Origin of the sequence: Blautia sp. MSJ-9 (assembly GCF_018919065.1) — a bacterium.
Lineage (GTDB): Bacteria > Bacillota > Clostridia > Lachnospirales > Lachnospiraceae > Blautia_A.
The window spans coordinates 25378-47279 of sequence record NZ_JAHLQG010000012.1 but is presented as its reverse complement, the minus strand read 5'-3'; the positions used below and the strand labels follow the sequence as shown (position 1 = coordinate 47279).

Sequence of the window (21902 nt, the reverse complement as noted above, 5' to 3'; positions counted from 1 at the left end):
TCAGTAAAAAAACGAAAGAATGAACGAGGTGTGAGATGGAATTTCAAGTTGTAATCCCTGTATTGATCGCATTTGCAATCAGCGTTGTATTAGGACCGATCATCATTCCTTTTCTTAGGAAACTGAAGATGGGTCAGACAGAAAGAACAGAGGGCGTGCAGTCCCACTTAAAGAAAGCCGGAACTCCGACAATGGGCGGCGTGATCTTTCTGATCGCCACAGCAGTTACTTCATTATTTTATGTAGGCGACTATCCAAAGATCATTCCGGTATTATTCCTGACACTGGGGTTTGGAATCATCGGTTTTCTGGATGATTATCTGAAAGTAGTATTGAAGCGTTCTGATGGACTGCTTCCTTGGCAGAAGTTTTCCCTTCAGGTAGTACTGACTGCGATTTTTGTATTTTATATTGTTAAATATACAGACATTTCTCTGACAATGAGAATCCCATTCTGGAGCGGACACTTCCTGAACCTTGGATGGCTTGCGATCCCTGTACTTTTCTTTGCAGTGATCGGTACTGTAAATGGTGTAAACTTTACAGATGGTCTGGACGGTCTTGCTTCTAGCGTAACTCTGATCGTAGCAGTATTTTTCTCCGTGGTTTCTATCGGAATGAAATCCGGGATTGAGCCGATCACCTGTGCAGTTGTGGGAAGCCTGATGGGATTTTTACTGTTTAACGTATATCCGGCAAAAGTATTCATGGGAGATACCGGATCTCTGGCACTTGGCGGATTTGTTGCAGGTACTGCCTATGTAATGCAGATGCCGTTATTTATCCTGCTGGTAGGTCTGATCTACCTGATCGAAGTTCTTTCTGTTATGATCCAGGTAACTTACTTTAAGGCAACACACGGTAAACGAATCTTTAAGATGGCACCGATCCATCATCATTTTGAATTATGCGGATGGTCTGAGACACGTGTGGTTGCGGTGTTCTCAGTTATTACAGCTGTTATGTGCATGATCGCACTTCTGGCACTGTAAGATATCGTTGATAATAAGGAGGAAATTATTATGGAATTACAGGGAAAAAAGGTCCTTGTATTCGGTTCCGGCAAGAGCGGGATCGGAGCATCTGACCTTCTTGCGAAAGTAGGAGCATTTCCGGTCATTTATGACGGAAATGCAGAGATTGATAAAGAAGCAGTTGTACATAAAACAGACGGAACTTATCCGGTGGAAGTATATGCCGGAGAACTTCCGAAGGAAGTACAGAAAAGTCTTGATCTCGTAGTCCTCAGTCCTGGAGTACCGACAGATCTTCCAATCGTGAAGAGCTTCTATGAACAGGGACTTTCGGTATGGGGAGAGGTTGAACTGGCGTACAGAGTTGGAGACGGCGAAGTACTTGCTATCACAGGAACAAACGGAAAGACAACTACCACAGCGCTTCTGGGAAAAATCATGCAGGATGCCCGAGAGTCTGTATTTGTCGTAGGAAATATCGGAACCCCATATACATCCAAAGCACTGGAGATGAAGCCGAATTCCGTAACTGTTGCCGAGATCAGCAGCTTCCAGCTTGAGACGATCGAAGAGTTTGCACCGAAAGTATCAGCAATCCTGAACATCACAGAGGATCATCTGAACCGCCATCACACAATGGAAGAGTATATCCGTGTGAAAGAACTGATCACAGAGAATCAGGGAACAGAGGATGTCTGTGTGCTGAATTATGAAGACGAAGTACTTCGTAAATTTGGCGAGCATCTGACTCCTAGAGTGGTATACTTCTCCAGCGAACGTAAACTGGATGAAGGCATCTATCTGGACGGAAATACAATTGTTCTTAAAGATGGAGAAAAGGAGATCGAAGTAGTAAAGACAGAGGATCTGAAACTTCTTGGCAAACACAATTTTGAGAACGTAATGGCAGCTGTTGCGATGGCTTATTATGACGGCGTGTCCATGGACAGTATCCGTAAGAGTATCTGTGAATTCACGGCTGTTGCACACAGAATTGAGTATGTAACAGAGAAGAACGGAGTTGCTTATTATAATGACTCCAAGGGAACAAACCCGGATGCAGCAATCAAAGGAATCCAGGCAATGAACCGTCCGACACTTCTGATCGGTGGCGGCTATGACAAACAGTCCAGCTATGACGAATGGATCGAAGCCTTTGATGGAAAAGTCCGTTACCTGGTACTGATCGGACAGACAAAGGAGAAGATCAAAGAAGCGGCAGAGAAACATGGTTTTCACGATATCATTCTCTGTGAGGATCTGAAAGAAGCAGTAAAGGTATGTGCAGAGAAAGCACAGCCTGGCGATGCAGTTTTACTTTCTCCTGCATGCGCAAGCTGGGGACAGTTTGATAACTATGAGCAGCGTGGAGATATGTTTAAGGAATATGTAAGAAATCTGTAGAATATCTATAAGTAAGAGACTTATAGCTGTCCGGCAGAGGGAATAGAATCCGGGAGCGGCCGGCTATAGAGAATTTTTCGGAGAACCGGATGGCGCAGAAAAGAGCGACAGATTTATCAAAAACAGATAGGACGATGCTGGTACTGGTAGTACTGCTTGCGGCTTTTGGCCTGGCAGTACTGTTCAGTACCAGTGAATATAATGGCAGAGTACGTTTCGGCGACTCTGCCTATTATTTTAAAAAACAATTATTTGCTACTGCACTGGGAATGGGAGCCATGTATATGGTTTCTTCGGTCGATTATCATTTCTTTCTGAAACTGGCACCTGTTGCATATCTGTTTTCTATGGTTTTGTCTACGGCAGTACTTTTGTTCGGACAGGAAATTAACGGGTCAAAGCGGTGGCTGAATCTGGGACCGTTGTCTTTCCAGCCCTCAGAATTTGCAAAAGTAGCGGTGATCCTGTTTCTTGCATGGCAGATTGAGAGATCGCAGAAAAGGACAGAAGGTTTCTGGTTTATGTGCAGGACGATGCTGACACTTCTTCCTATTGTTGGCCTGGTTGGTTCTAATAATCTGAGTACTGCCATCATTATTCTGGGAATTGGCGTGATTTTGATTTTTTCATCGAATCCGAAATATATGCAATTTATCGGACTTGGCAGTACAGGGATTGGATTTGTGGCAATTTTTCTGGCAGCAGAGAGTTACCGTCTGGAACGTCTGGCAATCTGGAGAAATCCGGAGAAGTATGAAAAAGGTTTTCAGACCATTCAGGGACTTTATGCTATCGGAAGCGGAGGAATTTTTGGCAGAGGATTCGGAAGCAGTCTGCAGAAACTGGGATTTGTACCGGAAGCACAGAATGATATGATCTTCTCTATTATTTGTGAGGAAATGGGCGTTGCCGGGGCTGTATTTCTGATTCTGTTGTTTGCATTGCTTTTGTGGCGGCTTGGAGTGATTGCCATGCATGCGAAAGATCTGGCAGGTGCATTGATCTGCGGAGGAATTATGGGACATTTGGCAATTCAGGTAATTCTGAACATTGCAGTAGTAACAAATACGATTCCAAATACAGGGATTACCTTGCCCTTTGTCAGCTATGGCGGAACTTCAGAGGTATTTCTTCTGGGTGAGATGGGGCTGGCAATGAGTGTAGGCAGGTATGGTCGAAACAGTAACAGATAGCAGGAAAGAACATACAATATAAGGTAAGAGGCCCTTTAGGAGTGAAAATTTTGGATGAGATCCATGTGATGGGCAAATGCTCTCTTAGCGGAGAGATTTTCATACAGGGCTCTAAGAATGCGGCACTTCCAATGATGGCGGCATCCCTGATGCACAGGGGACTCAGTGTTCTGAAAGGATGTCCGAAGATTTCAGATGTTTTTTGTATGGAAGAAATCCTGAGAAGTCTTGGTGCAGTTACCTGGTGGGAGGATCATGATCTCTATCTGGACTGTACCGATGCAGATAAAACAGAAATTCCGGAGGTTTATACAGGAAGGATGCGTTCTTCCGTGATTCTTCTTGGTGCAGTTCTTGCCAGAAATAAAAGGTGCAGGATTGGATATCCGGGAGGGTGCATTATCGGAAAAAGGCCGATAGACCTTCATCTTATGGCACTGAGAACTCTGGGAGCTGACATCTGCGAGACAGTTTCCGGACTGGATGCAGAATGTATCAGATTTCGTGGCGGAGAGATTTTCTTTGAGAAATCAAGTGTGGGAGCAACGCAGCAGGCAATGCTGGCAGCAGTATTGGCACAAGGAGAGACGAAACTGTATAACTGTGCGAAAGAGCCGGAAGTGTTCTGGCTTGGCAGATATTTGAAATCCATGGGAGCGGTGATTGAAGGCGAAGAAACCGGGGAAATCTATATCCGGGGAGTTCGGGAACTGGGACCTGGAAAATATACGATACCACCGGACCGGATCGTGGCAGGCACCTATTTATGTGCAGCTGCCGCGGCAAAGAGTGAGATCGTACTTCGGAATGTGCCGGAAGGAGAATTAAAAGCATTCCTGGAAGTATATCAGAAAATAGGTGGACAATATGAAGCGAATGGTGGTACACTAAAGGTCAATGGAAAGCGGGCAGTCAGACCGGCAGAATTAGTGGAAACTGAAACCTATCCGGGATTTCCGACAGATCTTCAGGCTCCACTTATGGCAGTGCTGACTGGAATATCGGGCAAAAGCGTGATCAGAGAGCGCATTTTTGATCAGAGATTTGGAAGTGCTTTCCAGATGAATAAGATGGGTGCGGATATCGTGGTAAATGGTGATGAGGCTGTGATCCGGGGCGGGAGACCGCTTACAGGAATTACTGTGCAGGCAGGAGATCTTAGAGGAGGAGCGGCGCTGATCATTGCAGCGCTTATGGCAGAAGGAGAGACCTGTATCACACAGGCAGGCTTTATAAGCAGAGGATATGAGCACATTTGCAGAGATTTACAGGCTTTGGGCTGTGAGATATGGCAGTCCGCCGGCGAGGATTTGAGGATTTATGAGAAAAAGTAATTATGGGAAGAAACCTCCTATGAGTAAGAAGACAAAGAAGATTATTGCAGGGGTGATAGGAGCAGGGATTCTTGTTGCTATGATAGCCTTTTTTTCTTATTATAAAGTAGATTCTGTAGAAGTGAGGGGAACTTCTCATTATACAGATGAAGAAGTAAAGAAGATGGTGCTTCGGGGACCGCTGGCTTCCAATTCGGTCCTTGCACCATTGTTTTACAGTACGACGAAGACGGATGATATCATATATGTGGATGCATTTAAAGTAACACAGTTAAACCGCAGTACGATCTGTATCAGTGTAAAGGAAAAGAAAATCGTAGGCTGTATCAAATATCTGGACAGTTATATTTATTTTGACAGAAATGGGATCTTTGTCGAGGGATCCCAGACAAGGGACGAGACTGTGCCTTATTTTGATGGTATCCAGGTAAATAAGATCGTGATGGATGAGAAGCTGGATATCAAGGGTGATACTGTACTAAATACAGCAGTTGCGCTTTCCACGATATTTCAGAAGAATGACATGATCCCGGATCATATCCAGTTTGACAGCAGTTATTCTATCAGCCTGATCTATGGTGACATTACAGTACAGCTTGGAAAGGATGAGAATCTGGAAGAGAAGATGAATCGTGTCATAGCGATCATGCCGAAGATTCAGGGAAAGAAAGGAATTCTTCATATGGAGAGTGTATCTACAGATACCAATACATTTGAGGAAGAAAAGGAAGAGCAGGATAATACGGAGATTACAGCTGAGAACTGGAATGGCGGTTATAATGAAGACGGCGATTACACCGGAGATGGCGAATATAACGAAAATGGCAATTATGTAGGTGCAAAACCGAAGACTGCCCTTGAGGAAGCGATAGAGAACTGGAACGGTGGTTATGATGGAGAGGGTGACTATACCGGCGCAGGTGAGTATGATGCAGACGGAAATTATGTAGGACCGAAGCCGACACAGGAATCTCTGGATGCAGCAGCGCAGGAGAACAGTGACAGCAGTGATACGGAAGATCAGAGCGCTGACACATCCGGGGACAGTTGGGAGGAAGATTCTGGCAGTTACGATACAGGATATGGAAACGACAGCAGTGACAGTTCTGACCAATATGATGAGTATGGTAACTATATTGGTGATGGTGGAGACTATTACGGAGACGAAGAATACTGATAAAAATACGATAAAAGCGGCTGTTCTGGTATTCTGTCAGAGTCTGGATAAACTGGAAGAAAAAGCAGGATGACAGATATTGGACAAGCAGCAGTTGCCGAAAAATCGTGAAAAAAGTATAAAAAAACGAAATTAATGGTTGATTAATTTCAAAAAAAAATATATGATATATCTATATGTAACTTTGATATAAACTACTGAGAAGGATATCAGATATAAATAAAGGAGGAAGTACATTGTTAGAGATTATGTCAAATGAGGCTGAATCATCTGCAAAGATTATAGTGATCGGTGTAGGTGGAGCCGGAAATAATGCAGTAAACAGGATGGTGGAAGAGGCCATCGGCGGAGTAGAGTTTGTAGGTGTGAATACTGATAAACAGGCTTTAACTCTGTGTAAAGCTCCAACTGTACTTCAGATTGGCGAGAAGATTACCAAGGGTCTTGGTGCAGGAGCACAGCCTGAGGTTGGACAGAAAGCAGCAGAAGAGAGCATTGAAGAAGTAAAGCAGTTAATGGAAGGTGCGGATATGGTATTCGTTACCTGTGGTATGGGAGGCGGAACCGGAACTGGCGCTGCACCTGTGATCGCAGCAGCAGCGAAAGAAATGGGTATCCTTACAGTTGGTGTTGTTACCAAACCTTTCCGTTTTGAAGCAAGAACCCGTATGAACAATGCACTTGCAGGTATTGAGAATCTGAAGAAAGCAGTGGATACATTAATTGTTATCCCGAATGATAAATTATTAGAAGTTGTAGACCGCAGAACAACTATGCCAGAAGCTCTGAAGAAGGCTGACGAGGTTCTGCAGCAGGCGGTACAGGGTATTACAGACCTGATCAACCTGCCGGCACTGATCAACCTTGACTTTGCAGACGTTCAGACTGTAATGACAGACAAGGGAATCGCTCATATCGGTATTGGTGAAGCAAGAGGAGACGACAAGGCTATGGAAGCTGTACAGCAGGCTGTATCTTCTCCACTTCTTGAGACAACCATTAAGGGTGCTACACACGTTATCATCAATATCTCCGGAGATATTTCTCTTATGGATGCAAACGATGCAGCAAGCTATGTTCAGGAGCTTACAGGTGAGGAAGCAAACATCATCTTTGGTGCTATGTATGATGACACAGTTGCTGACTACTGTAGAATCACAGTAATCGCAACAGGTCTGAATGATGATAATCTTCAGCAGACCCCTTTCGGAAAAAGAAGCACAGCTTCTTCCTTTGGTGCAAGAAGACCTTCTTCAACAGTAACAGGCACAACAGCCGGAACTACAGCAACAGCAGGCAGCAACATGAGCATGCCTAGCTTCAGTCTTCCGACAATGAATGCTACACCATTTGGAGCTACTAAGACTCCGTCCAGCACTGTTCAGAAGAAAGACATCCAGATTCCAGATTTCTTAAGAAACAGATAAGCAGACAATGAGCTGATAAATATGTAAAATGAAAGAGACATGCCCGGTTAAAGATGGACATGTCTCTTTTTTACACAATGTGTGTATACAGTAAAAATTCAACTGTCTATATCACTGTGATAGAATAAATGCTGGTTTATGCTCCACAGCTGCACTGGAATGTGTCACATCTGGTGTCACAGGAAGCCTTAGCATTGGAACCATCTACCTGGATAGAGGAAGCTGTGCATTTGCAGTCGTCATTATAGGTACAGTTGTGTGCTTTACAGTCAATCTGGATTTTTTCGCAGCCGCATCCGTTGGTGAAGCTGTTGGTCATGGAATTTCCGACACGTTCCTGGAAACTTCCACAGCTTGTCTCATTGGCATTGGTAGCATTTTCACCGGTTACATCGATCTCACCTTTGGAGCAGAGCTGATCTTTGTTGTAGACACATTTAACTGCTGAACATTTAAGAATTGTCATAGTGATATCCTCCTGAAAAATATTTTGAATAGGTTTCGAAAATAGGATGTACAGTTTCTGAAAAAATATACCTGTGAAATCTCCAGATAAAAATTTAAAGATAAAAATAAAAAAAGTACTTGACGTGCCATGAGAAACATGGTATCTTATACAAGTACGTAAGAAAACAAAGCAGAGTTCCACTCTCACCTCAGCGCATTTAAGTTCAGCGGCTTGGGTTTATATTGCACAGAAATTATTGATATTTGTTTTGCAGAACATCGAAGATATTTTATCGGGATGTTCTGGAGCAGGATATCGATGAGTGTGATAGCAGGGTGTGGATTTTGTCCACGCTTTTTTTATGTAAATATGAGGGCGACGAGAAGTCATTAGAATCTATCTAACAGGTATGGAGGTGCACTACAATTAGCAATTTAATGATTAACGAACAGATCAGAGACAAAGAGGTACGCTTAATCGGTTCGGACGGAGAACAGCTTGGAATCATGTCCGCGAAAGAAGCAATGTTCAAAGCTCAGGAGGCAGGGCTTGACCTGGTAAAAATTGCCCCGCAGGCGAAACCACCGGTATGTAAGATTATCGATTATGGTAAATACCGCTACGAGCTTGCAAGAAAAGAAAAAGAAGCCAAGAAGAAGCAGAAGACCATCGATGTCAAAGAAGTGCGACTTTCTCCAAACATTGATACCAATGACCTGAATACGAAAGTCAACGCCGCCAGAAAGTTCCTCTCCAAGGGTGACAGAGTAAAGGTAACATTACGTTTCCGTGGTAGAGAGATGGCACATATGGCAAGCAGCAAACATGTACTCGATGATTTTGCAGAACAGCTTGCAGACGTGGCAACAGTGGAGAAGGCACCGAAGGTTGAAGGCAGAAGCATGACCATGTTTTTAACGGAAAAGCGTTAAATATAATAGAGATACAGTTTAAGGAGGAAATTACAATGCCAAAAATTAAAACTTGTAGAGCAGCAGCAAAACGTTTCAAAAAAACAGGTACAGGAAAATTAGTAAGAAATAAAGCTTATAAGAGCCATATCTTAACAAAGAAATCTCAGAAGAGAAAAAGAAATCTGAGAAAATCTACTGTTGTTGATGCTACTAATGTTAAGAGCATGAAGAAAGCATTACCATATTTATAAAATGCGGTTAAACTAAGTATTTATCGAGATAGACGAACAGGAGGAAATTTAAGAAATGGCAAGAATTAAAGGCGGATTAAACGCAAAGAAGAAACATAATCGTACATTAAAACTGGCAAAAGGCTACAGAGGAGCCCGTTCCAAACAGTATAGAGTTGCTAAACAGTCTGTAATGAGAGCACTTGCTAGCTCCTATGCAGGAAGAAAGCAGAAAAAACGTCAGTTCAGACAGCTCTGGATCGCACGTATCAACGCTGCAGCAAGAATGAACGGATTATCCTACAGCAAAATGATGCACGGACTTAAAGTTGCAAACATCGACATCAACAGAAAGATGCTTGCTGAACTTGCAGTAAACGATGCAGAAGGATTTGCAGCACTTGCTGAGATCGCTAAAAAAGCAATCGCATAATTGGCGGTTTTAGAGAGAAATAAGATTTGATAAATTAAATCAGAATTTTGAGGTACACATAGAAATTGTTACGGTTTCTGTGTGTACCTTTTTTGGTAAAAGGAGTGGCGGACATTTATGTAGCATGATTACTGTAGTTTACATAAAACTGAAAATGAGATAAAATTGCGTGTGCAGTGCGGTCAAGTGTCCATGAAAGACGGAAAAAACTTAAATTTCCATAAAGTTTTTCTTGCATGGTCAAATATATGGTGATATAATTTAAAACAGCAACATATTAAAGTGTCAGTGGAAGCCAAAGCCGGCTGGGAACCCAGTTGGCTTTTTGTTACTTTTCAGTTCCTTTACATAATAAATGAACTTGCGGAAACTAGAAACTAAATGATGTACCAGATGGAATGAATGGTAACGGAAGCTAACCTTATGAGCCGTAAGAGGGACGAAAGGGCTGACAAAATATAAGGAGGATTTTATTATGAAAAACCTGAAAAAAATCATCAGTGTTACTGCGGCAGCAGCAATGGTAATGTCAACAGTTGCACCTGTATCTGTATTTGCAGATGATGCTACATTTAAGATCGGTGGAATCGGACCTGTAACCGGAGCAGCAGCAATCTACGGACAGGCTGTAAAGAATGCAACAGAACTTGCTATCAACGAAGTAAACGAAGACGGCGGAATCAACGGATATCAGGTAGAGTTCAAATTCGAAGATGATGAGAACGATGCAGAGAAATCCCTGAACGCTTACAATGCATTAAAAGACTGGGGAATGAACATTCTGGTTGGTACAGTTACTTCCACACCTTGTGTAGCTGTAGCAAATGAAACAGCAGCAGACAATATGTTCCAGCTCACCCCATCCGGATCTGCAACAGAGTGTGTTGCTAACCCGAACGTATTCCGTGTATGCTTCTCTGACCCGAACCAGGGTACTGCAGCAGCTCAGTACATTGGAGAGCATAAACTTGCTACAAAAGTAGCTATTATCTATGACAGCTCTGATGTATATTCATCAGGTATCACACAGAACTTCACAGCAGAAGCAGCTAATCAGGGTATTGAGATCGTTTCCTCTGAAGCATTCACTGCTGATAACAATAAAGACTTCTCCGTACAGCTTCAGAAAGCAAAAGACGGCGGTGCTGAATTAGTATTCCTTCCAATTTATTATACAGAAGCTTCCCTGATCCTTGCACAGGCAGACAGCATGGGATTTGAAACTAAATTCTTCGGATGCGATGGTATGGACGGTATCCTTGGTGTAGAAAACTTTGATACATCTCTTGCAGAAGGTCTGATGCTTCTTACACCATTTGCAGCAGATTCTACAGATGAGAAAACCCAGAACTTTGTAAAAGCATATAAAGATGCTTACAAAGACACACCAAACCAGTTCGCAGCAGATGCTTATGATGCAGTATACGCAATCAAAGCAGCAGCAGAAAAAGAAGATGTAAAAGCAGACATGGATGTTGCAGATATCTGTGCAGCACTTGAAAAAGGCATGACCGAGATCACACTGGAAGGTGTTACAGGTGACGAGATCACATGGACAGAAGACGGTGAGCCGAACAAAGCTCCGAAAGCTGTAGAGATCAAAGATGGTGCTTACGCAGCAATGGAGTAATGAAATCGGAATAACTGAAAAGATTTCATAAGAAATAAAATGCGATTGTTCCTAAAGTGGACAATGGTTTGTATGCCAACGGGGCTGTCTGAATTATGCAGACAGCCCTGTTGCCTAATACGTTATTACATTAATGCGTTAATGACAGATTTGCTTTTGGCAAAATAAACAAGACAGATTTCGCTAAAGGCAAATCTGCCAGTTTTACACACAATAAAATTATTTAAATATAAGAAAGGAAAGACTTCTATGAGTAGTTTTATATCATATCTTATCAGTGGTATCAGCCTCGGAAGTGTATATGCGATCATCGCCCTTGGTTATACCATGGTATACGGAATCGCTAAAATGCTGAATTTTGCTCATGGAGATGTTATCATGGTCGGCTCTTATGTGGTTTATGTCGCAGTCAGCGGCATGGGATTAAATCCGATTTTAGCTATCCTGCTGTCCATTATCATCTGTACACTCATGGGCGTTGTGATCGAAGGCGTTGCGTATCGACCACTGCGTAATGCAGCTTCACCTCTGGCTGTTCTGATCACAGCCATCGGTGTCAGCTACCTGCTTCAGAATGTAGCCCTTCTAATCTGGGGAGCAGATACTAAATCATTCAGTAACGTGATCAGCCTTCCATCCCTGAAACTTGCAGGTGGTTCTATCGTGATTACAGGTGTAACCATCGTAACCATTATCGGCGGTATCCTGATCATGGCAGGTCTGATGCTCTTTATCAGCAAGACAAAAACAGGACAGGCAATGCTTGCCGTATCTGAGGATAAAGGCGCTGCCCAGTTAATGGGTATTAACGTAAACAAAACAATCTCCATTACTTTTGCAATCGGTTCCGGACTTGCAGCAATCGCAGGTGTGCTTCTCTGCTCTGCATACCCGTCTTTGACACCATATACAGGTGCTATGCCTGGTATCAAGGCATTCGTTGCTGCAGTATTCGGCGGTATCGGATCTATTCCGGGTGCTTTTATCGGTGGTATTGTTCTGGGTATCCTGGAGATTTTTGGTAAAGCATATATCTCTTCACAGATGGCAGATGCCATTGTATTCGGTGTTCTGATCGTGGTTCTGGTTGTGAAACCTACCGGTATTCTTGGTAAGAACATTCAGGAGAAAGTGTGAGGTGGCAGACATGGAAAAGAAGAAATTAAACAAAACAACAAAAAGCAATCTCATTACATACGGAATGGTTCTTGCAGCATATTTGATCGTACAGGGACTGATTGCAGGGAATCTGCTTTCTAACTTGATGCAGGGTCTGCTGGTGCCCCTTTGTGTATATATTATCCTGGCACTTTCCCTGAACCTGACGGTTGGTATCCTGGGTGAGTTAAGTCTTGGCCATGCCGGATTTATGTGTATCGGTGCATTCACCAGTGCAGCATTTACAAAGGCAACTATGGACACATTTACAAATGCAGGGCTTCGTTTCTTCATTGCTCTGATCATCGGAGCTGTGTGTGCAGGTATCTTCGGATTCCTGATCGGTATTCCTGTACTTCGTCTGAAAGGTGACTATCTTGCTATCGTAACACTGGCATTTGGTGAGATCATTAAGAATATCATCAATGTTCTTTATGTGGGAATCGACAGTAACGGAATTCATTTTTCCATGAAAGACCAGATGTCTCTGGGTATGGAACCTGACGGAAAGATGATCATCAGTGGCGCTATGGGTATCACAGGTACACCGAGACAGTCAACATTTACGATTGGTGTGGTTCTAATTCTGGTTACTTTATTTGTGGTTCTGAACCTGATCAATTCACGTGACGGACGTGCAATCATGGCAATCCGTGATAACCGTATCGCAGCAGAATCTATCGGTATTGATATTACAAAGTACAAACTGAAAGCATTTGCAATTTCTGCAGCGCTGGCCGGTATCGGTGGTGTGCTTTATGCTCATAACCTCGCAACTTTAACAGCACTTCCGAAGAACTTCGGATATAACATGTCTATTATGTTCCTGGTATTTGTCGTTCTTGGCGGTATCGGAAATATGCGTGGTTCTATCATCGCGGCAGTAATTCTGAATCTCCTTCCAGAGCTTCTTCGTGGACTGAGCGATTATCGTATGCTGTTCTACGCAATCGTACTGATCGTTATGATGCTGATCAACTGGGCACCGAAGGCGATTGAGATGAGAGAGCGTTTTTTAAGCAGATTTAAGAAAAAGGAGGCATAAGCTATGGCATTGCTGGAAGTAAATCATTTAAATATTTCATTCGGCGGTCTTCATGCAGTGGATGATTTCCATGTCTCCATCGAGAAAGGACAGCTTTATGGTCTGATTGGGCCGAACGGTGCCGGTAAGACTACAATCTTTAATCTTCTTACAGGTGTGTATAAGCCGGATGAAGGAATTATCAATCTGGACGGACAGGATATCACCGGAAAGAGTACCATTGATATCAACAAAGCGGGAATTGCCAGAACATTCCAGAATATCCGTCTGTTCCATCAGATGAGTGTGCTGGACAATGTAAAGGCAGGACTTCACAATCATGATAAATACAGCCTTTTTACAAGTATTGTACATACTCCGAAATACTTTAAGGTTGAGAAGACCATGAATGAGGAAGCCATGAAACTTCTGAAGGTGTTTGATCTGGACAAAGAGGCAGATATCCTTGCATCCAACCTTCCTTATGGTAAACAGAGAAAGCTGGAGATTGCCAGAGCACTGGCAACAAAGCCGAAGCTTCTTCTTCTGGATGAGCCGGCTGCTGGTATGAACCCTAATGAAACTGAGGAACTGATGGATACCATCCGTTTTGTTCGTGATAACTTTGATATGACCATTCTTCTGATCGAGCATGATATGAAGCTGGTTTCAGGTATCTGTGAGGAACTGACTGTGCTGAACTTTGGTCATGTTCTGAGACAGGGCAAGACTTCAGATGTGCTCCATGATCCGGAAGTTATCAAGGCATATCTTGGAGAATAGGAGGAGAGACAGATGGCATTACTGGAAGTACAGGACATACAGGTTTATTATGGAATGATTCAGGCATTGAAGGGTGTTTCTTTCTCTGTAAATGAAGGTGAGGTTATTGCGCTGATCGGTGCCAATGGTGCAGGCAAGACTACTACTCTGCATACAGTGACCGGGCTTCTTCGTGCAAAATCAGGACATATTATTTATGACGGACAGGATATCACAAAGGTTCCGCCTCACAAAATCGTAACAATGGGTATGGCACATGTTCCGGAAGGAAGACGTGTGTTTGCAAATATGACTGTTCTTCAGAATCTGAAGATGGGTGCTTTTACAAGATCTGATAAAAATGAGATTGATGCGACCATTGAGAAAGTGTATAAACGTTTTCCACGTTTGAAGGAACGTCAGAATCAGACAGCAGGTACCTTAAGTGGTGGTGAGCAGCAGATGCTCGCTATGGGACGTGCGCTGATGAGTCAGCCAAAGATCATTCTGATGGACGAGCCGTCCATGGGTCTTTCACCAATCTTTGTAAATGAGATCTTTGATATTATTAAAGAGGTAAGTGAGAGCGGAACAACGGTTCTGCTGGTTGAGCAGAATGCGAAGAAGGCTCTTTCTATTGCTGACAGAGCTTATGTTCTTGAGACCGGAAGGATTACACTGGAAGGTAAGGCAAGTGATCTTCTTCATGATGAGTCTGTTCAGAAGGCATATCTTGGAGAATAAACAGGAGGGGTTTTATGGAGAATTTTGTAATTACCATTGCGAGACAGTATGGAAGCGGTGGACGTACAGTTGGCCAGATGTTGGCTAAGAGATTGGGAGTTCCTTTTTATGGTAAAGAGATCATTCAGATGGCTTCAGATGAGAGCGGTATTGATGTAAAGTTATTTGGTCAGGTTGAAGAAGGGACAAAAGTAAAAGCGTCACTGTTTAATAAGACCGGTCTTTATAAAGGGGCACTGATAGCACCGGATCAGAAGGGATTTATTTCTGATGAGAATATTTTTAATTATCAGGCAAAGGTTGCGAATGATCTGGCTGAGAAGGAGCCATGCGTAATCGTGGGACGATGCGTGAATTATGTGTTCAGAGACAGACCGAATACACTGAGAGTATTTATTCATGCACCATGGGAATTCCGTGTTGAGAAGTCCAGAGAGAAGATTAGCGGTGGTGATGAGGAAATTGAGAAGTTCCTTCGCAAAGATGATAAGAGAAAACAGGATTATTATCGTAAATTTGCAGGCGGGGACTGGAGTGATGCGACAAATTATGATCTGTGCCTGAATTCAGGAAAGCTGGGATTTGAGAAGTGTGTGGATGCGATTCTGGCGCAGATGGAAGTTATGGGAATTAAATAAAAGGATGGAAAAAAGCAGTTTCTTTCGGAAGGGAAAGGGGCTGCTTTTTTCGTGGGTGGGGGGACGCGCAGACAAATAGTTTCTTTCGTGTGCGGTTTCGGATACTAAGATATTCTAAGGTATCAAAAATCCGCTAAAAGCATGAGAAGAAAAGTCTGGATTACTCGCTTGCGCTCAGACAAAGGACTTTTCTTCTCATAACGCGGATTTTTGATACCTAAGAATATCTAAGTATCCTGCAAATGCACACGAAAGAAACTATTTGCCTGCGCTGGTTACTGGACGTGGAAAAAGATGTATGTCTGGGGATTTTGCAGGAGGCAAAATGCCCTGCGGGGGAGTTGTAAGTGGTTAATTCTTGGGCGGGATAATAGAGAGGGAAAAGAAAAAGAGTATTATAAAAAATCGTATGTTCTTGCGAAGTATGTGGGGTGATGATATACTTATTTTTAATAGAGAGTAAGGTACTACATAGATGATGAATATGTATAAGGGAGATGAAGAAGGATATGACACCGGAAGAAAAAGCACGTTGTGTGATTGATGATAAGCTTTGTCAGTCTGGATGGGCGATACAGGATTTGAAAAGATTGAATCTTACAGCTTCTCTTGGTGTAGCGGTTCGTGAATTTCCTACCAGTACAGTGTTTTCTTTTCATCGGCCTGAGACATTATTTGATTTGATTCAGCAGCCAGATACGATTCGAAATAATATGAAGCAGTTTTCACTTTTAGATGTAAAGGGATTCAGAAAATGTCAAATTAATGCGATTAATAATCTGGATCAATCATTTGCGGATAATCGTCCAAGGGCACTAGTGCAGATGGCAACAGGGGCGGGAAAGACATTTGGATGAATCAGCAGAAGAAGCTCCGTTTGTTGAATATGTAACTGCTGAAAGCAAAGCTCCGAAAGAAGTAGCTTATAATGAGAAATATCCACCAGAGTTTTTTGATTGTATCATTGTGGATGAATGTCATCGTTCTATCTATAATGTCTGGAGTCAGGTGCTGACTTATTTTGATGCTTTTATTATTGGATTAACTGCAACACCTGATAACCGGACTTTTGCTTTCTTTAATGAAAATATAGTCAGTGAATATACGCGTGAACAGGCAATTATAGATGGTGTGAACGTAGGTGAAGATGTTTTTCTGATAGAAACGGAGGTTGGAAAAAATGGTGCACATCTGATGAAACAGATGATTGAATATCGTGATCGTTTATCCAGAGCTAAGCGATGGAGGCAAATGGATGAAGATGTGGATTATGTTCCGTCACAGTTGGATAAGAAAATTGTTAATCCAAGTCAGATACGTTTGCCGAAACCGGAGTTTGAGACAGATGAGGATCATAGCTATTTTATTTCAAGATTATTTGTGCATGAAGCATTCTTGAAAGAAAACAAATTAGAAAATAATCAAAAAGGAGCCGAAAAGGAGCCGAAATTAGACAGAATATATTGTGTCAGATGGAAGAAAATCCTAAAATAACACAGGTTAAACTTATGGAAGAGTTTGAGCTTACAAGAAAACAAGTCCAGAAGATAATAAAAGATTTGCAGAAAGAGGGATTGATTGAAAGACAGGGTTCTAATAGAAGTGGCAGGTGGGTTGTAAGAAAATAGAAGGCAAAGGTGGTTTGATAAACGACGCAATATGTGCATTGTTGTAGAGCATTGTGAATTGAGTGATAATTGAGTTTCCTAAAAAAAGAACTCAATTATCACTCAATTAAAAGAAGTATTGAAGACTTTTAATTAGGATTGAGATTTAATCCAGTGCTGGTATTCTTTGAGTGTTTTTTCATACCCCATGTCGCTTAGTTCGTAGAAGTGTTCTCCCTGGATTTCGGTTGGGAGGTATTGTTGGTCTACGTAATGGTTGGGGTAGTCGTGGGCGTATTTGTAGCCGATTCCATGACCTAGTTTTTCGTGACCGCCGTAGTGTGCGTCCTGGAGGTGAGGCGGGACGGTGGTTTTTGTGCGTTTGACGGAGTCCATAGCTACGAAGATGGCGTTGACAGCGGAATTGCTCTTAGGAGCGCAGGCCATGTAGGTGACTGCCTGGGAGAGTATGATCTGGGCTTCTGGCATTCCTACGCGTTCTACTGCCTGGGCGGCTGCTACTGCTACGCAGAGGGCCTGAGGATCAGCATTTCCGATGTCTTCGGAGGCGAGGATCATAATTCTGCGGGCAATGAATTTGACGTCTTCTCCGGCGTAGAGCATTTTTGCAAGGTAATAGACTGCAGCGTCGGGGTCTGACCCCCTCATACTTTTGATGAAAGCGGAGATGATATCGTAATGATTGTCTCCGTTTTTGTCGTAGCGGACTACTCGTTTCTGGATGCACTGGGAAGCGACATCAAGGGTGATGTGAATGATTCCGTCTTCACTTCTTGGTGTAGTAAGGATACCAAGTTCGATGGCGTTGAGAGCATTTCTGGCATCTCCGCCTGCCATGTCTGCGAGGAAATCGAGTGCGTCTTCATCTATCTGGGCTTTATAGTTTCCCATTCCTTTTTTCTTATCGTTGACTGCTCTGAGGATGAGTTCTTTTACCTCAGGAATTTCCAGAGATTTCAGTTCGAAGATGATGGAGCGGGAGATAAGAGCTGCATTGACTTCAAAGTATGGATTTTCTGTTGTTGCGCCAATAAGAATGATGGTTCCGTCTTCTACAAATGGAAGGAGATAATCCTGCTGGCCTTTGTTGAAACGGTGAATCTCGTCGATGAAGAGGATGGTTTTCTTTCCGTACATGCCGAGATTCTGCTGCGCTTCTTTGACAACAGTTTCCATGTCTTTTTTGCCGGCTACAGTTGCGTTGATCTGGGTAAATTCAGCGCTTGTGGTGTTGGCAATTACTTTTGCCAGAGTGGTTTTGCCTGTTCCCGGAGGGCCGTAGAAGATAACTGAGGTTAGTTTATCTGCCTTTATTGCTCTGTAGAGCAAGGTGTTTTTTCCGATAATGTGTTGCTGGCCTACTACTTCATCCAGGGTAGTAGGGCGCAGTCTGGAAGCAAGAGGAGACTCCTGATCCAGAGTTTTTGATTTTGCATATTCAAATAAATCCATAATTTTCTCCATAAAATAATTATCTGTTGATGATTTGATGGTGCAGTGTGCCGGTGGCACACGTTTTGCACCGACCGTGGTGACTATAAGAACATATATTTGCTTAAGTATAACGTATTAAAGTTTTTTTGTAAAGATTGGCATAAATTCTGTGCATCACGAAGTGTATTACTGTAGATGGAGTAACAGTATTATAAAAAAAGCTATAGGTTAATATAAAGCGAAAATTTAGAAAAATTTCACAAAAAATAAAGAATTATTTTATCTATTTTTCCAGATAGACAGAAAGAAAATTTTCTGCTATTCTTGCATATAGCAATTGAATAAACTATAAATCGTTCAGAAGGATTGTTACTGGAATATTTTTTATCGTCAGGCAAGACCTTATAGTATATAAAGAGAATTTCTATATACTGTAATGGTCTTTTTTTATTTATCTGGCAGCAGGGGAGAGGGAGCTTATGACTATTTATAAGATTTTAAATAATAATCTGATTCTATCCAAAGATAAACAGGGTCATGAGATTATTGTAAAGGGGTGCGGGATTGCATTTCAAAAGAAAAAAGGGCAACAGGTTGATGAAACTTTGATCGAAAAGATTTTTACTGCGGAAACAGCACAGATCAGTAAAGAGATACAGGGATATTTTGCTTCTATTCCGGAAAAATATCTGGATTTTGTAGAAGCTTATGTGAATGAAGTGAAAGAGAAACAAGGACTGGAGTTAAATGATAGTATTTATTTTTCACTGAGTGATCATATTATGGGGGCAATATCCAGACTGAATCAGGGAATCCAGATTCAAAATATGCTTTTATTGGATATAAAACAACTCTATCATAAAGAATATGAAATAGGTTTAGAACTTTTAAAAAGAGTAAATCAGACATTTCAGGTAAATCTGGTAGTGGATGAGGCAGGATTCTTTGCATTGCATTTTGTCAATGCAGAAGATGGAAGTAAAACAGACAGTTATCAGATTTCGATTATTGTACATCAGATTTTGGATGTAGTTCAGAAATATTATGATAATTTAAAATTCCAGGAAGAGAATCTGTATTATCAGCGTTTTCTTACTCATCTGAAATATTTTGCACAGAGATTTCTTCATAAGGAACTTCATTATGATGAAAACGGAGAGTTATTTCAGATTATTAAAGAACAGTATAAAGACGCATATGGATGCGTGAAAATGATTTATCTGATGATGGAAGATGAATACCACTATCAGCTGACAGAAGACGAAATGCTGTATCTTACGATTCATATTCAGAAAATCACAGAAGACCAGAAACGGTTGGAAACTTTATAATTAAGGTGTTAATGGATTGTTACTGAAATGTGTTTTGAGTAAAATAAAGCACATCTTTTCAGGCAAGACCTTTAATCATAAATTCTAATATTTATTATTAAAGGAGGTCCCAGAATGAAAAAGGACTATGCAGAAATTGCAGACACACTTATTGCAGCGCTTGGCGGAAAAGAAAATATTACCCGTCTGTTTCACTGCATGACAAGACTTCGTTTCTATGTAAAGGACAGAACGAAGATCAATGAAAAAGAAATTTTGAAAGTCTCAGGAATTTCCGGAGTAAACTGGCATGAAGATCAGTTTCAGGTAATTGCCGGAAATGAAGTAAATGAGATGTACAAGGCACTGGAGAACAAAGGTGTTCCGACTGATGATGCGCCAGCAGCCGAGTCTCAGAGTTCTAAGAGTGTAGTATCAAAAATTATTGATTCGATTACCGGATGTATGACACCGATGATTCCTGCTCTTACAGCAGCTGGTATGATCAAAGTTGTACTTTCATTACTTACCACATTCCATCTTGTAACTGATACCAGCAGTACATATCAGGTAATCAGTATGATTGGTGATGTTACCTTTTATTTTATGCCATTCCTGATTGCTGCAAATGCGGCTAAAGTTTTCCGGGTAAATCAATCATTGGCATTGTTTATCGCAGGTGTTTACCTAAGTCCGGCATTTGTCAGTATGGTAGCTTCAGATGCTGCTATTACACTTTTTGGATTGCCGATTACAAAAGCAACGTATTCCTATTCAGTTATTCCGGTAATTCTGATGGTATGGATTACACATTATATTGAATTATTAGTAGACCGTATTACACCGAAGATGGTGAAATTGATTCTGAATCCTACGTTAGTAATTCTTATCAGTGCACCGATCGCGCTGATCGTAGTAGGACCATTGGGAACAATTATTGGTAATGGACTGGCAGTAGCAATTAACTTTTTATCTGCAAAACTTGGATTTATTATCGTTGGTATTTTGGCAGCAACTTTCCCATTTATCGTTATGACAGGTATGCATCATGCTTTAACGCCAATCGGACTGAATGCAATCGCAACAGGCGGAACAGATAGTTTGATCTTCGTTTCACAGGTATGCTCTAATATTGCACAGTCTGGTTCTTCTTTTGCAGTAGCAGTGAAATCAAAAGATGAGAACATGAAGCAGCTGGCAAGTGCAGCTGGTGTATCTGCACTGATGGGAATTACAGAGCCGGCACTTTATGGTGTTACACTTAAACTTAAACGTCCGGTTGTAGCCGCAGCTATTGCAGCTGGAATTGGTGGAATTGTTGGTGGGCTTCTTCACGTATCTCTTTATATTGCTCAGAACTGTATTATGGCTATTCCTGCATTTATTGGAGAAAAGGGAATGAGTAACCTGCTCTATGGAATTATTATGATTGTTGTATCATTTGTAGCATCTTTTGTTCTTACATTTATTTTTGGATTTGAAGATGCTGAGCCTGAACAGGAAGAAAAGAAAACAGAGTCAAAGGAAGCAGAAAAAACGCAGCAGAATAATACGAAACCACTTGTAGAAAAGATTGAACTTTGTGCACCGGTATCAGGAACAGTAAAGGCACTTTCTGATGTTCCTGATAAAACATTTGCAGAAAAAGTACTGGGAGATGGAGCTGCTATCATACCGGAAGAAGGAAAAGTTTATGCACCTGCTGATGGAACGGTTGCCAATATTATGGACAGCAAGCATGGAATTATGTTTGTAACGGATAGTGGCGCAGAAGTACTTATTCACATTGGACTTGATACTGTAAATTTAAAAGGCAAATATTTTAAATCTTATGTTTCTGATGGGGACAAAGTAAAAAAAGGCACTCTTCTTGTTGAGTTTGATCTGGAAGCAATTAAAGGAGAGGGATATAATCTGATCACACCAATGGTAGTGACAAATATTTCCGATTACATTAAAGCAGTATGTATGGAAAAAGAAAATACCGCAATTAATGCGGGGGACAAATTTCTGACAGTGGTATAAAAAGACTGTTGTTTA

General features: G+C 41.8%; 22 protein-coding genes. 20 read left to right on the top strand and 2 right to left on the bottom strand.

From position 1 onward, the window contains the following. Positions 1 to 35: 35 nt before the first annotated feature. From mraY to ftsZ, 6 genes are all read left to right on the top strand, one after another. Positions 36 to 992, top strand: a complete 957-nt coding sequence (mraY, locus tag KQI87_RS02740; RefSeq protein WP_216458808.1) for a phospho-N-acetylmuramoyl-pentapeptide-transferase — start codon at positions 36 to 38, stop codon at positions 990 to 992. A 30-nt stretch (positions 993 to 1022) separates the two neighbouring features. Further along, positions 1023 to 2378 carry a UDP-N-acetylmuramoyl-L-alanine--D-glutamate ligase gene (gene murD / locus KQI87_RS02735; protein ID WP_216458807.1) on the top strand — a complete coding sequence of 452 codons (1356 nt, stop codon included), beginning with the start codon at positions 1023 to 1025 and terminating at the stop codon, positions 2376 to 2378. Positions 2379 to 2467: 89 nt separating this feature from the next. After that, the gene (locus tag KQI87_RS02730) at positions 2468 to 3571 is read left to right on the top strand and encodes an FtsW/RodA/SpoVE family cell cycle protein (RefSeq protein ID WP_216458806.1); all 1104 of its coding nucleotides are present in this window, start codon (positions 2468 to 2470) and stop codon (positions 3569 to 3571) included. 41 nt (positions 3572 to 3612) lie between these two features. After that, positions 3613 to 4905, top strand: coding sequence for a UDP-N-acetylglucosamine 1-carboxyvinyltransferase (gene murA / locus KQI87_RS02725; RefSeq protein ID WP_330655655.1), 1293 nt, complete (start codon positions 3613 to 3615; stop codon positions 4903 to 4905). Positions 4906 to 4924: 19 nt separating this feature from the next. After that, complete coding sequence (locus tag KQI87_RS02720; RefSeq protein WP_216458805.1) at positions 4925 to 6082, top strand: cell division protein FtsQ/DivIB; 1158 nt, start codon at positions 4925 to 4927, stop codon at positions 6080 to 6082. A 248-nt stretch (positions 6083 to 6330) separates the two neighbouring features. Next, positions 6331 to 7509, top strand: a complete 1179-nt coding sequence (ftsZ, locus tag KQI87_RS02715; protein WP_216458917.1) for a cell division protein FtsZ — start codon at positions 6331 to 6333, stop codon at positions 7507 to 7509. A 136-nt stretch (positions 7510 to 7645) separates the two neighbouring features. Here ftsZ and KQI87_RS02710 read toward each other — a convergent pair whose 3' ends face one another. Next, positions 7646 to 7975, bottom strand: a complete 330-nt coding sequence (locus tag KQI87_RS02710) for a DUF1540 domain-containing protein (protein ID WP_216458804.1) — start codon at positions 7973 to 7975, stop codon at positions 7646 to 7648. A gap of 419 nt (positions 7976 to 8394) precedes the next feature. On the opposite strand from KQI87_RS02710, the gene infC reads away from it, so the two are divergent. From infC to KQI87_RS17460, 12 genes are all read left to right on the top strand, one after another. Further along, positions 8395 to 8889: a translation initiation factor IF-3 gene (gene infC / locus KQI87_RS02705; protein WP_117844126.1), complete on the top strand. Its 495-nt coding sequence runs from the start codon at positions 8395 to 8397 to the stop codon at positions 8887 to 8889. A 35-nt stretch (positions 8890 to 8924) separates the two neighbouring features. Then, positions 8925 to 9122, top strand: coding sequence for a 50S ribosomal protein L35 (gene rpmI, locus KQI87_RS02700; RefSeq protein ID WP_008706525.1), 198 nt, complete (start codon positions 8925 to 8927; stop codon positions 9120 to 9122). Between the two features lie 55 nt (positions 9123 to 9177). Then, positions 9178 to 9534 carry a 50S ribosomal protein L20 gene (rplT, locus tag KQI87_RS02695; RefSeq protein WP_119233354.1) on the top strand — a complete coding sequence of 119 codons (357 nt, stop codon included), beginning with the start codon at positions 9178 to 9180 and terminating at the stop codon, positions 9532 to 9534. A gap of 475 nt (positions 9535 to 10009) precedes the next feature. Continuing rightward, the gene (locus KQI87_RS02690; RefSeq protein ID WP_117674387.1) at positions 10010 to 11164 is read left to right on the top strand and encodes an ABC transporter substrate-binding protein; all 1155 of its coding nucleotides are present in this window, start codon (positions 10010 to 10012) and stop codon (positions 11162 to 11164) included. Positions 11165 to 11413: 249 nt separating this feature from the next. Beyond that, complete coding sequence (locus KQI87_RS02685; protein WP_216458803.1) at positions 11414 to 12301, top strand: branched-chain amino acid ABC transporter permease; 888 nt, start codon at positions 11414 to 11416, stop codon at positions 12299 to 12301. 10 nt (positions 12302 to 12311) lie between these two features. Next, positions 12312 to 13367, top strand: a complete 1056-nt coding sequence (locus KQI87_RS02680; RefSeq protein ID WP_117674483.1) for a branched-chain amino acid ABC transporter permease — start codon at positions 12312 to 12314, stop codon at positions 13365 to 13367. 3 nt (positions 13368 to 13370) lie between these two features. Beyond that, on the top strand, positions 13371 to 14129 hold the full coding sequence (locus KQI87_RS02675; protein ID WP_025578122.1) for an ABC transporter ATP-binding protein: 759 nt from the start codon (positions 13371 to 13373) through the stop codon (positions 14127 to 14129). A 12-nt stretch (positions 14130 to 14141) separates the two neighbouring features. Continuing rightward, positions 14142 to 14852, top strand: coding sequence for an ABC transporter ATP-binding protein (locus tag KQI87_RS02670; RefSeq protein ID WP_020993607.1), 711 nt, complete (start codon positions 14142 to 14144; stop codon positions 14850 to 14852). Between the two features lie 14 nt (positions 14853 to 14866). After that, on the top strand, positions 14867 to 15490 hold the full coding sequence (locus KQI87_RS02665; RefSeq protein WP_117674389.1) for a cytidylate kinase-like family protein: 624 nt from the start codon (positions 14867 to 14869) through the stop codon (positions 15488 to 15490). Between the two features lie 509 nt (positions 15491 to 15999). Continuing rightward, on the top strand, positions 16000 to 16347 hold the full coding sequence (locus KQI87_RS16480) for a DEAD/DEAH box helicase family protein (RefSeq protein ID WP_253292342.1): 348 nt from the start codon (positions 16000 to 16002) through the stop codon (positions 16345 to 16347). After that, positions 16340 to 16984: a DEAD/DEAH box helicase family protein gene (locus KQI87_RS16475; RefSeq protein ID WP_253292341.1), complete on the top strand. Its 645-nt coding sequence runs from the start codon at positions 16340 to 16342 to the stop codon at positions 16982 to 16984. Before KQI87_RS16480 ends, KQI87_RS16475 begins: the two co-directional genes overlap by 8 nt. Next, positions 16963 to 17118, top strand: a complete 156-nt coding sequence (locus KQI87_RS17460) for a MarR family transcriptional regulator (protein ID WP_216458802.1) — start codon at positions 16963 to 16965, stop codon at positions 17116 to 17118. Before KQI87_RS16475 ends, KQI87_RS17460 begins: the two co-directional genes overlap by 22 nt. Positions 17119 to 17250: 132 nt before the next feature. On the opposite strand, the gene KQI87_RS02650 is transcribed toward KQI87_RS17460, so the two are convergent. Further along, positions 17251 to 18570 (bottom strand): replication-associated recombination protein A, encoded by a 1320-nt coding sequence (locus KQI87_RS02650; protein ID WP_216458801.1) that lies wholly within the window; start codon positions 18568 to 18570, stop codon positions 17251 to 17253. Positions 18571 to 19031: 461 nt separating this feature from the next. Here KQI87_RS02650 and KQI87_RS02645 point away from each other — a divergent pair, with 461 nt between their 5' ends. Next, positions 19032 to 19883 (top strand): PRD domain-containing protein, encoded by an 852-nt coding sequence (locus tag KQI87_RS02645; protein ID WP_173680836.1) that lies wholly within the window; start codon positions 19032 to 19034, stop codon positions 19881 to 19883. 114 nt (positions 19884 to 19997) lie between these two features. Beyond that, complete coding sequence (locus KQI87_RS02640) at positions 19998 to 21887, top strand: beta-glucoside-specific PTS transporter subunit IIABC (RefSeq protein ID WP_216458800.1); 1890 nt, start codon at positions 19998 to 20000, stop codon at positions 21885 to 21887. Positions 21888 to 21902: the final 15 nt, after the last annotated feature.

Excerpts from the sequence above, each read along its gene's own strand:
- KQI87_RS02685 (WP_216458803.1), top strand. The coding sequence starts at position 11,414 with ATGAGTAGTTTTATATCATATCTTATCAGTGGTATCAGCCTCGGAAGT.
- KQI87_RS16480 (WP_253292342.1), top strand. The coding sequence starts at position 16,000 with ATGACACCGGAAGAAAAAGCACGTTGTGTGATTGATGATAAGCTTTGT.
- KQI87_RS02675 (WP_025578122.1), top strand. The coding sequence starts at position 13,371 with ATGGCATTGCTGGAAGTAAATCATTTAAATATTTCATTCGGCGGTCTT.
- rpmI (WP_008706525.1), top strand. The coding sequence starts at position 8,925 with ATGCCAAAAATTAAAACTTGTAGAGCAGCAGCAAAACGTTTCAAAAAA.
- KQI87_RS02720 (WP_216458805.1), top strand. The coding sequence starts at position 4,925 with ATGAGTAAGAAGACAAAGAAGATTATTGCAGGGGTGATAGGAGCAGGG.
- KQI87_RS02680 (WP_117674483.1), top strand. The coding sequence starts at position 12,312 with ATGGAAAAGAAGAAATTAAACAAAACAACAAAAAGCAATCTCATTACA.
- KQI87_RS02665 (WP_117674389.1), top strand. The coding sequence starts at position 14,867 with ATGGAGAATTTTGTAATTACCATTGCGAGACAGTATGGAAGCGGTGGA.
- KQI87_RS02645 (WP_173680836.1), top strand. The coding sequence starts at position 19,032 with ATGACTATTTATAAGATTTTAAATAATAATCTGATTCTATCCAAAGAT.
- KQI87_RS02650 (WP_216458801.1), bottom strand. The coding sequence starts at position 18,570 with ATGGATTTATTTGAATATGCAAAATCAAAAACTCTGGATCAGGAGTCT.
- KQI87_RS02670 (WP_020993607.1), top strand. The coding sequence starts at position 14,142 with ATGGCATTACTGGAAGTACAGGACATACAGGTTTATTATGGAATGATT.
- KQI87_RS02690 (WP_117674387.1), top strand. The coding sequence starts at position 10,010 with ATGAAAAACCTGAAAAAAATCATCAGTGTTACTGCGGCAGCAGCAATG.
- KQI87_RS17460 (WP_216458802.1), top strand. The coding sequence starts at position 16,963 with ATGGAAGAAAATCCTAAAATAACACAGGTTAAACTTATGGAAGAGTTT.
- infC (WP_117844126.1), top strand. The coding sequence starts at position 8,395 with ATGATTAACGAACAGATCAGAGACAAAGAGGTACGCTTAATCGGTTCG.
- KQI87_RS02730 (WP_216458806.1), top strand. The coding sequence starts at position 2,468 with ATGGCGCAGAAAAGAGCGACAGATTTATCAAAAACAGATAGGACGATG.
- KQI87_RS02640 (WP_216458800.1), top strand. The coding sequence starts at position 19,998 with ATGAAAAAGGACTATGCAGAAATTGCAGACACACTTATTGCAGCGCTT.
- mraY (WP_216458808.1), top strand. The coding sequence starts at position 36 with ATGGAATTTCAAGTTGTAATCCCTGTATTGATCGCATTTGCAATCAGC.
- ftsZ (WP_216458917.1), top strand. The coding sequence starts at position 6,331 with ATGTCAAATGAGGCTGAATCATCTGCAAAGATTATAGTGATCGGTGTA.
- KQI87_RS02710 (WP_216458804.1), bottom strand. The coding sequence starts at position 7,975 with ATGACAATTCTTAAATGTTCAGCAGTTAAATGTGTCTACAACAAAGAT.
- murD (WP_216458807.1), top strand. The coding sequence starts at position 1,023 with ATGGAATTACAGGGAAAAAAGGTCCTTGTATTCGGTTCCGGCAAGAGC.
- rplT (WP_119233354.1), top strand. The coding sequence starts at position 9,178 with ATGGCAAGAATTAAAGGCGGATTAAACGCAAAGAAGAAACATAATCGT.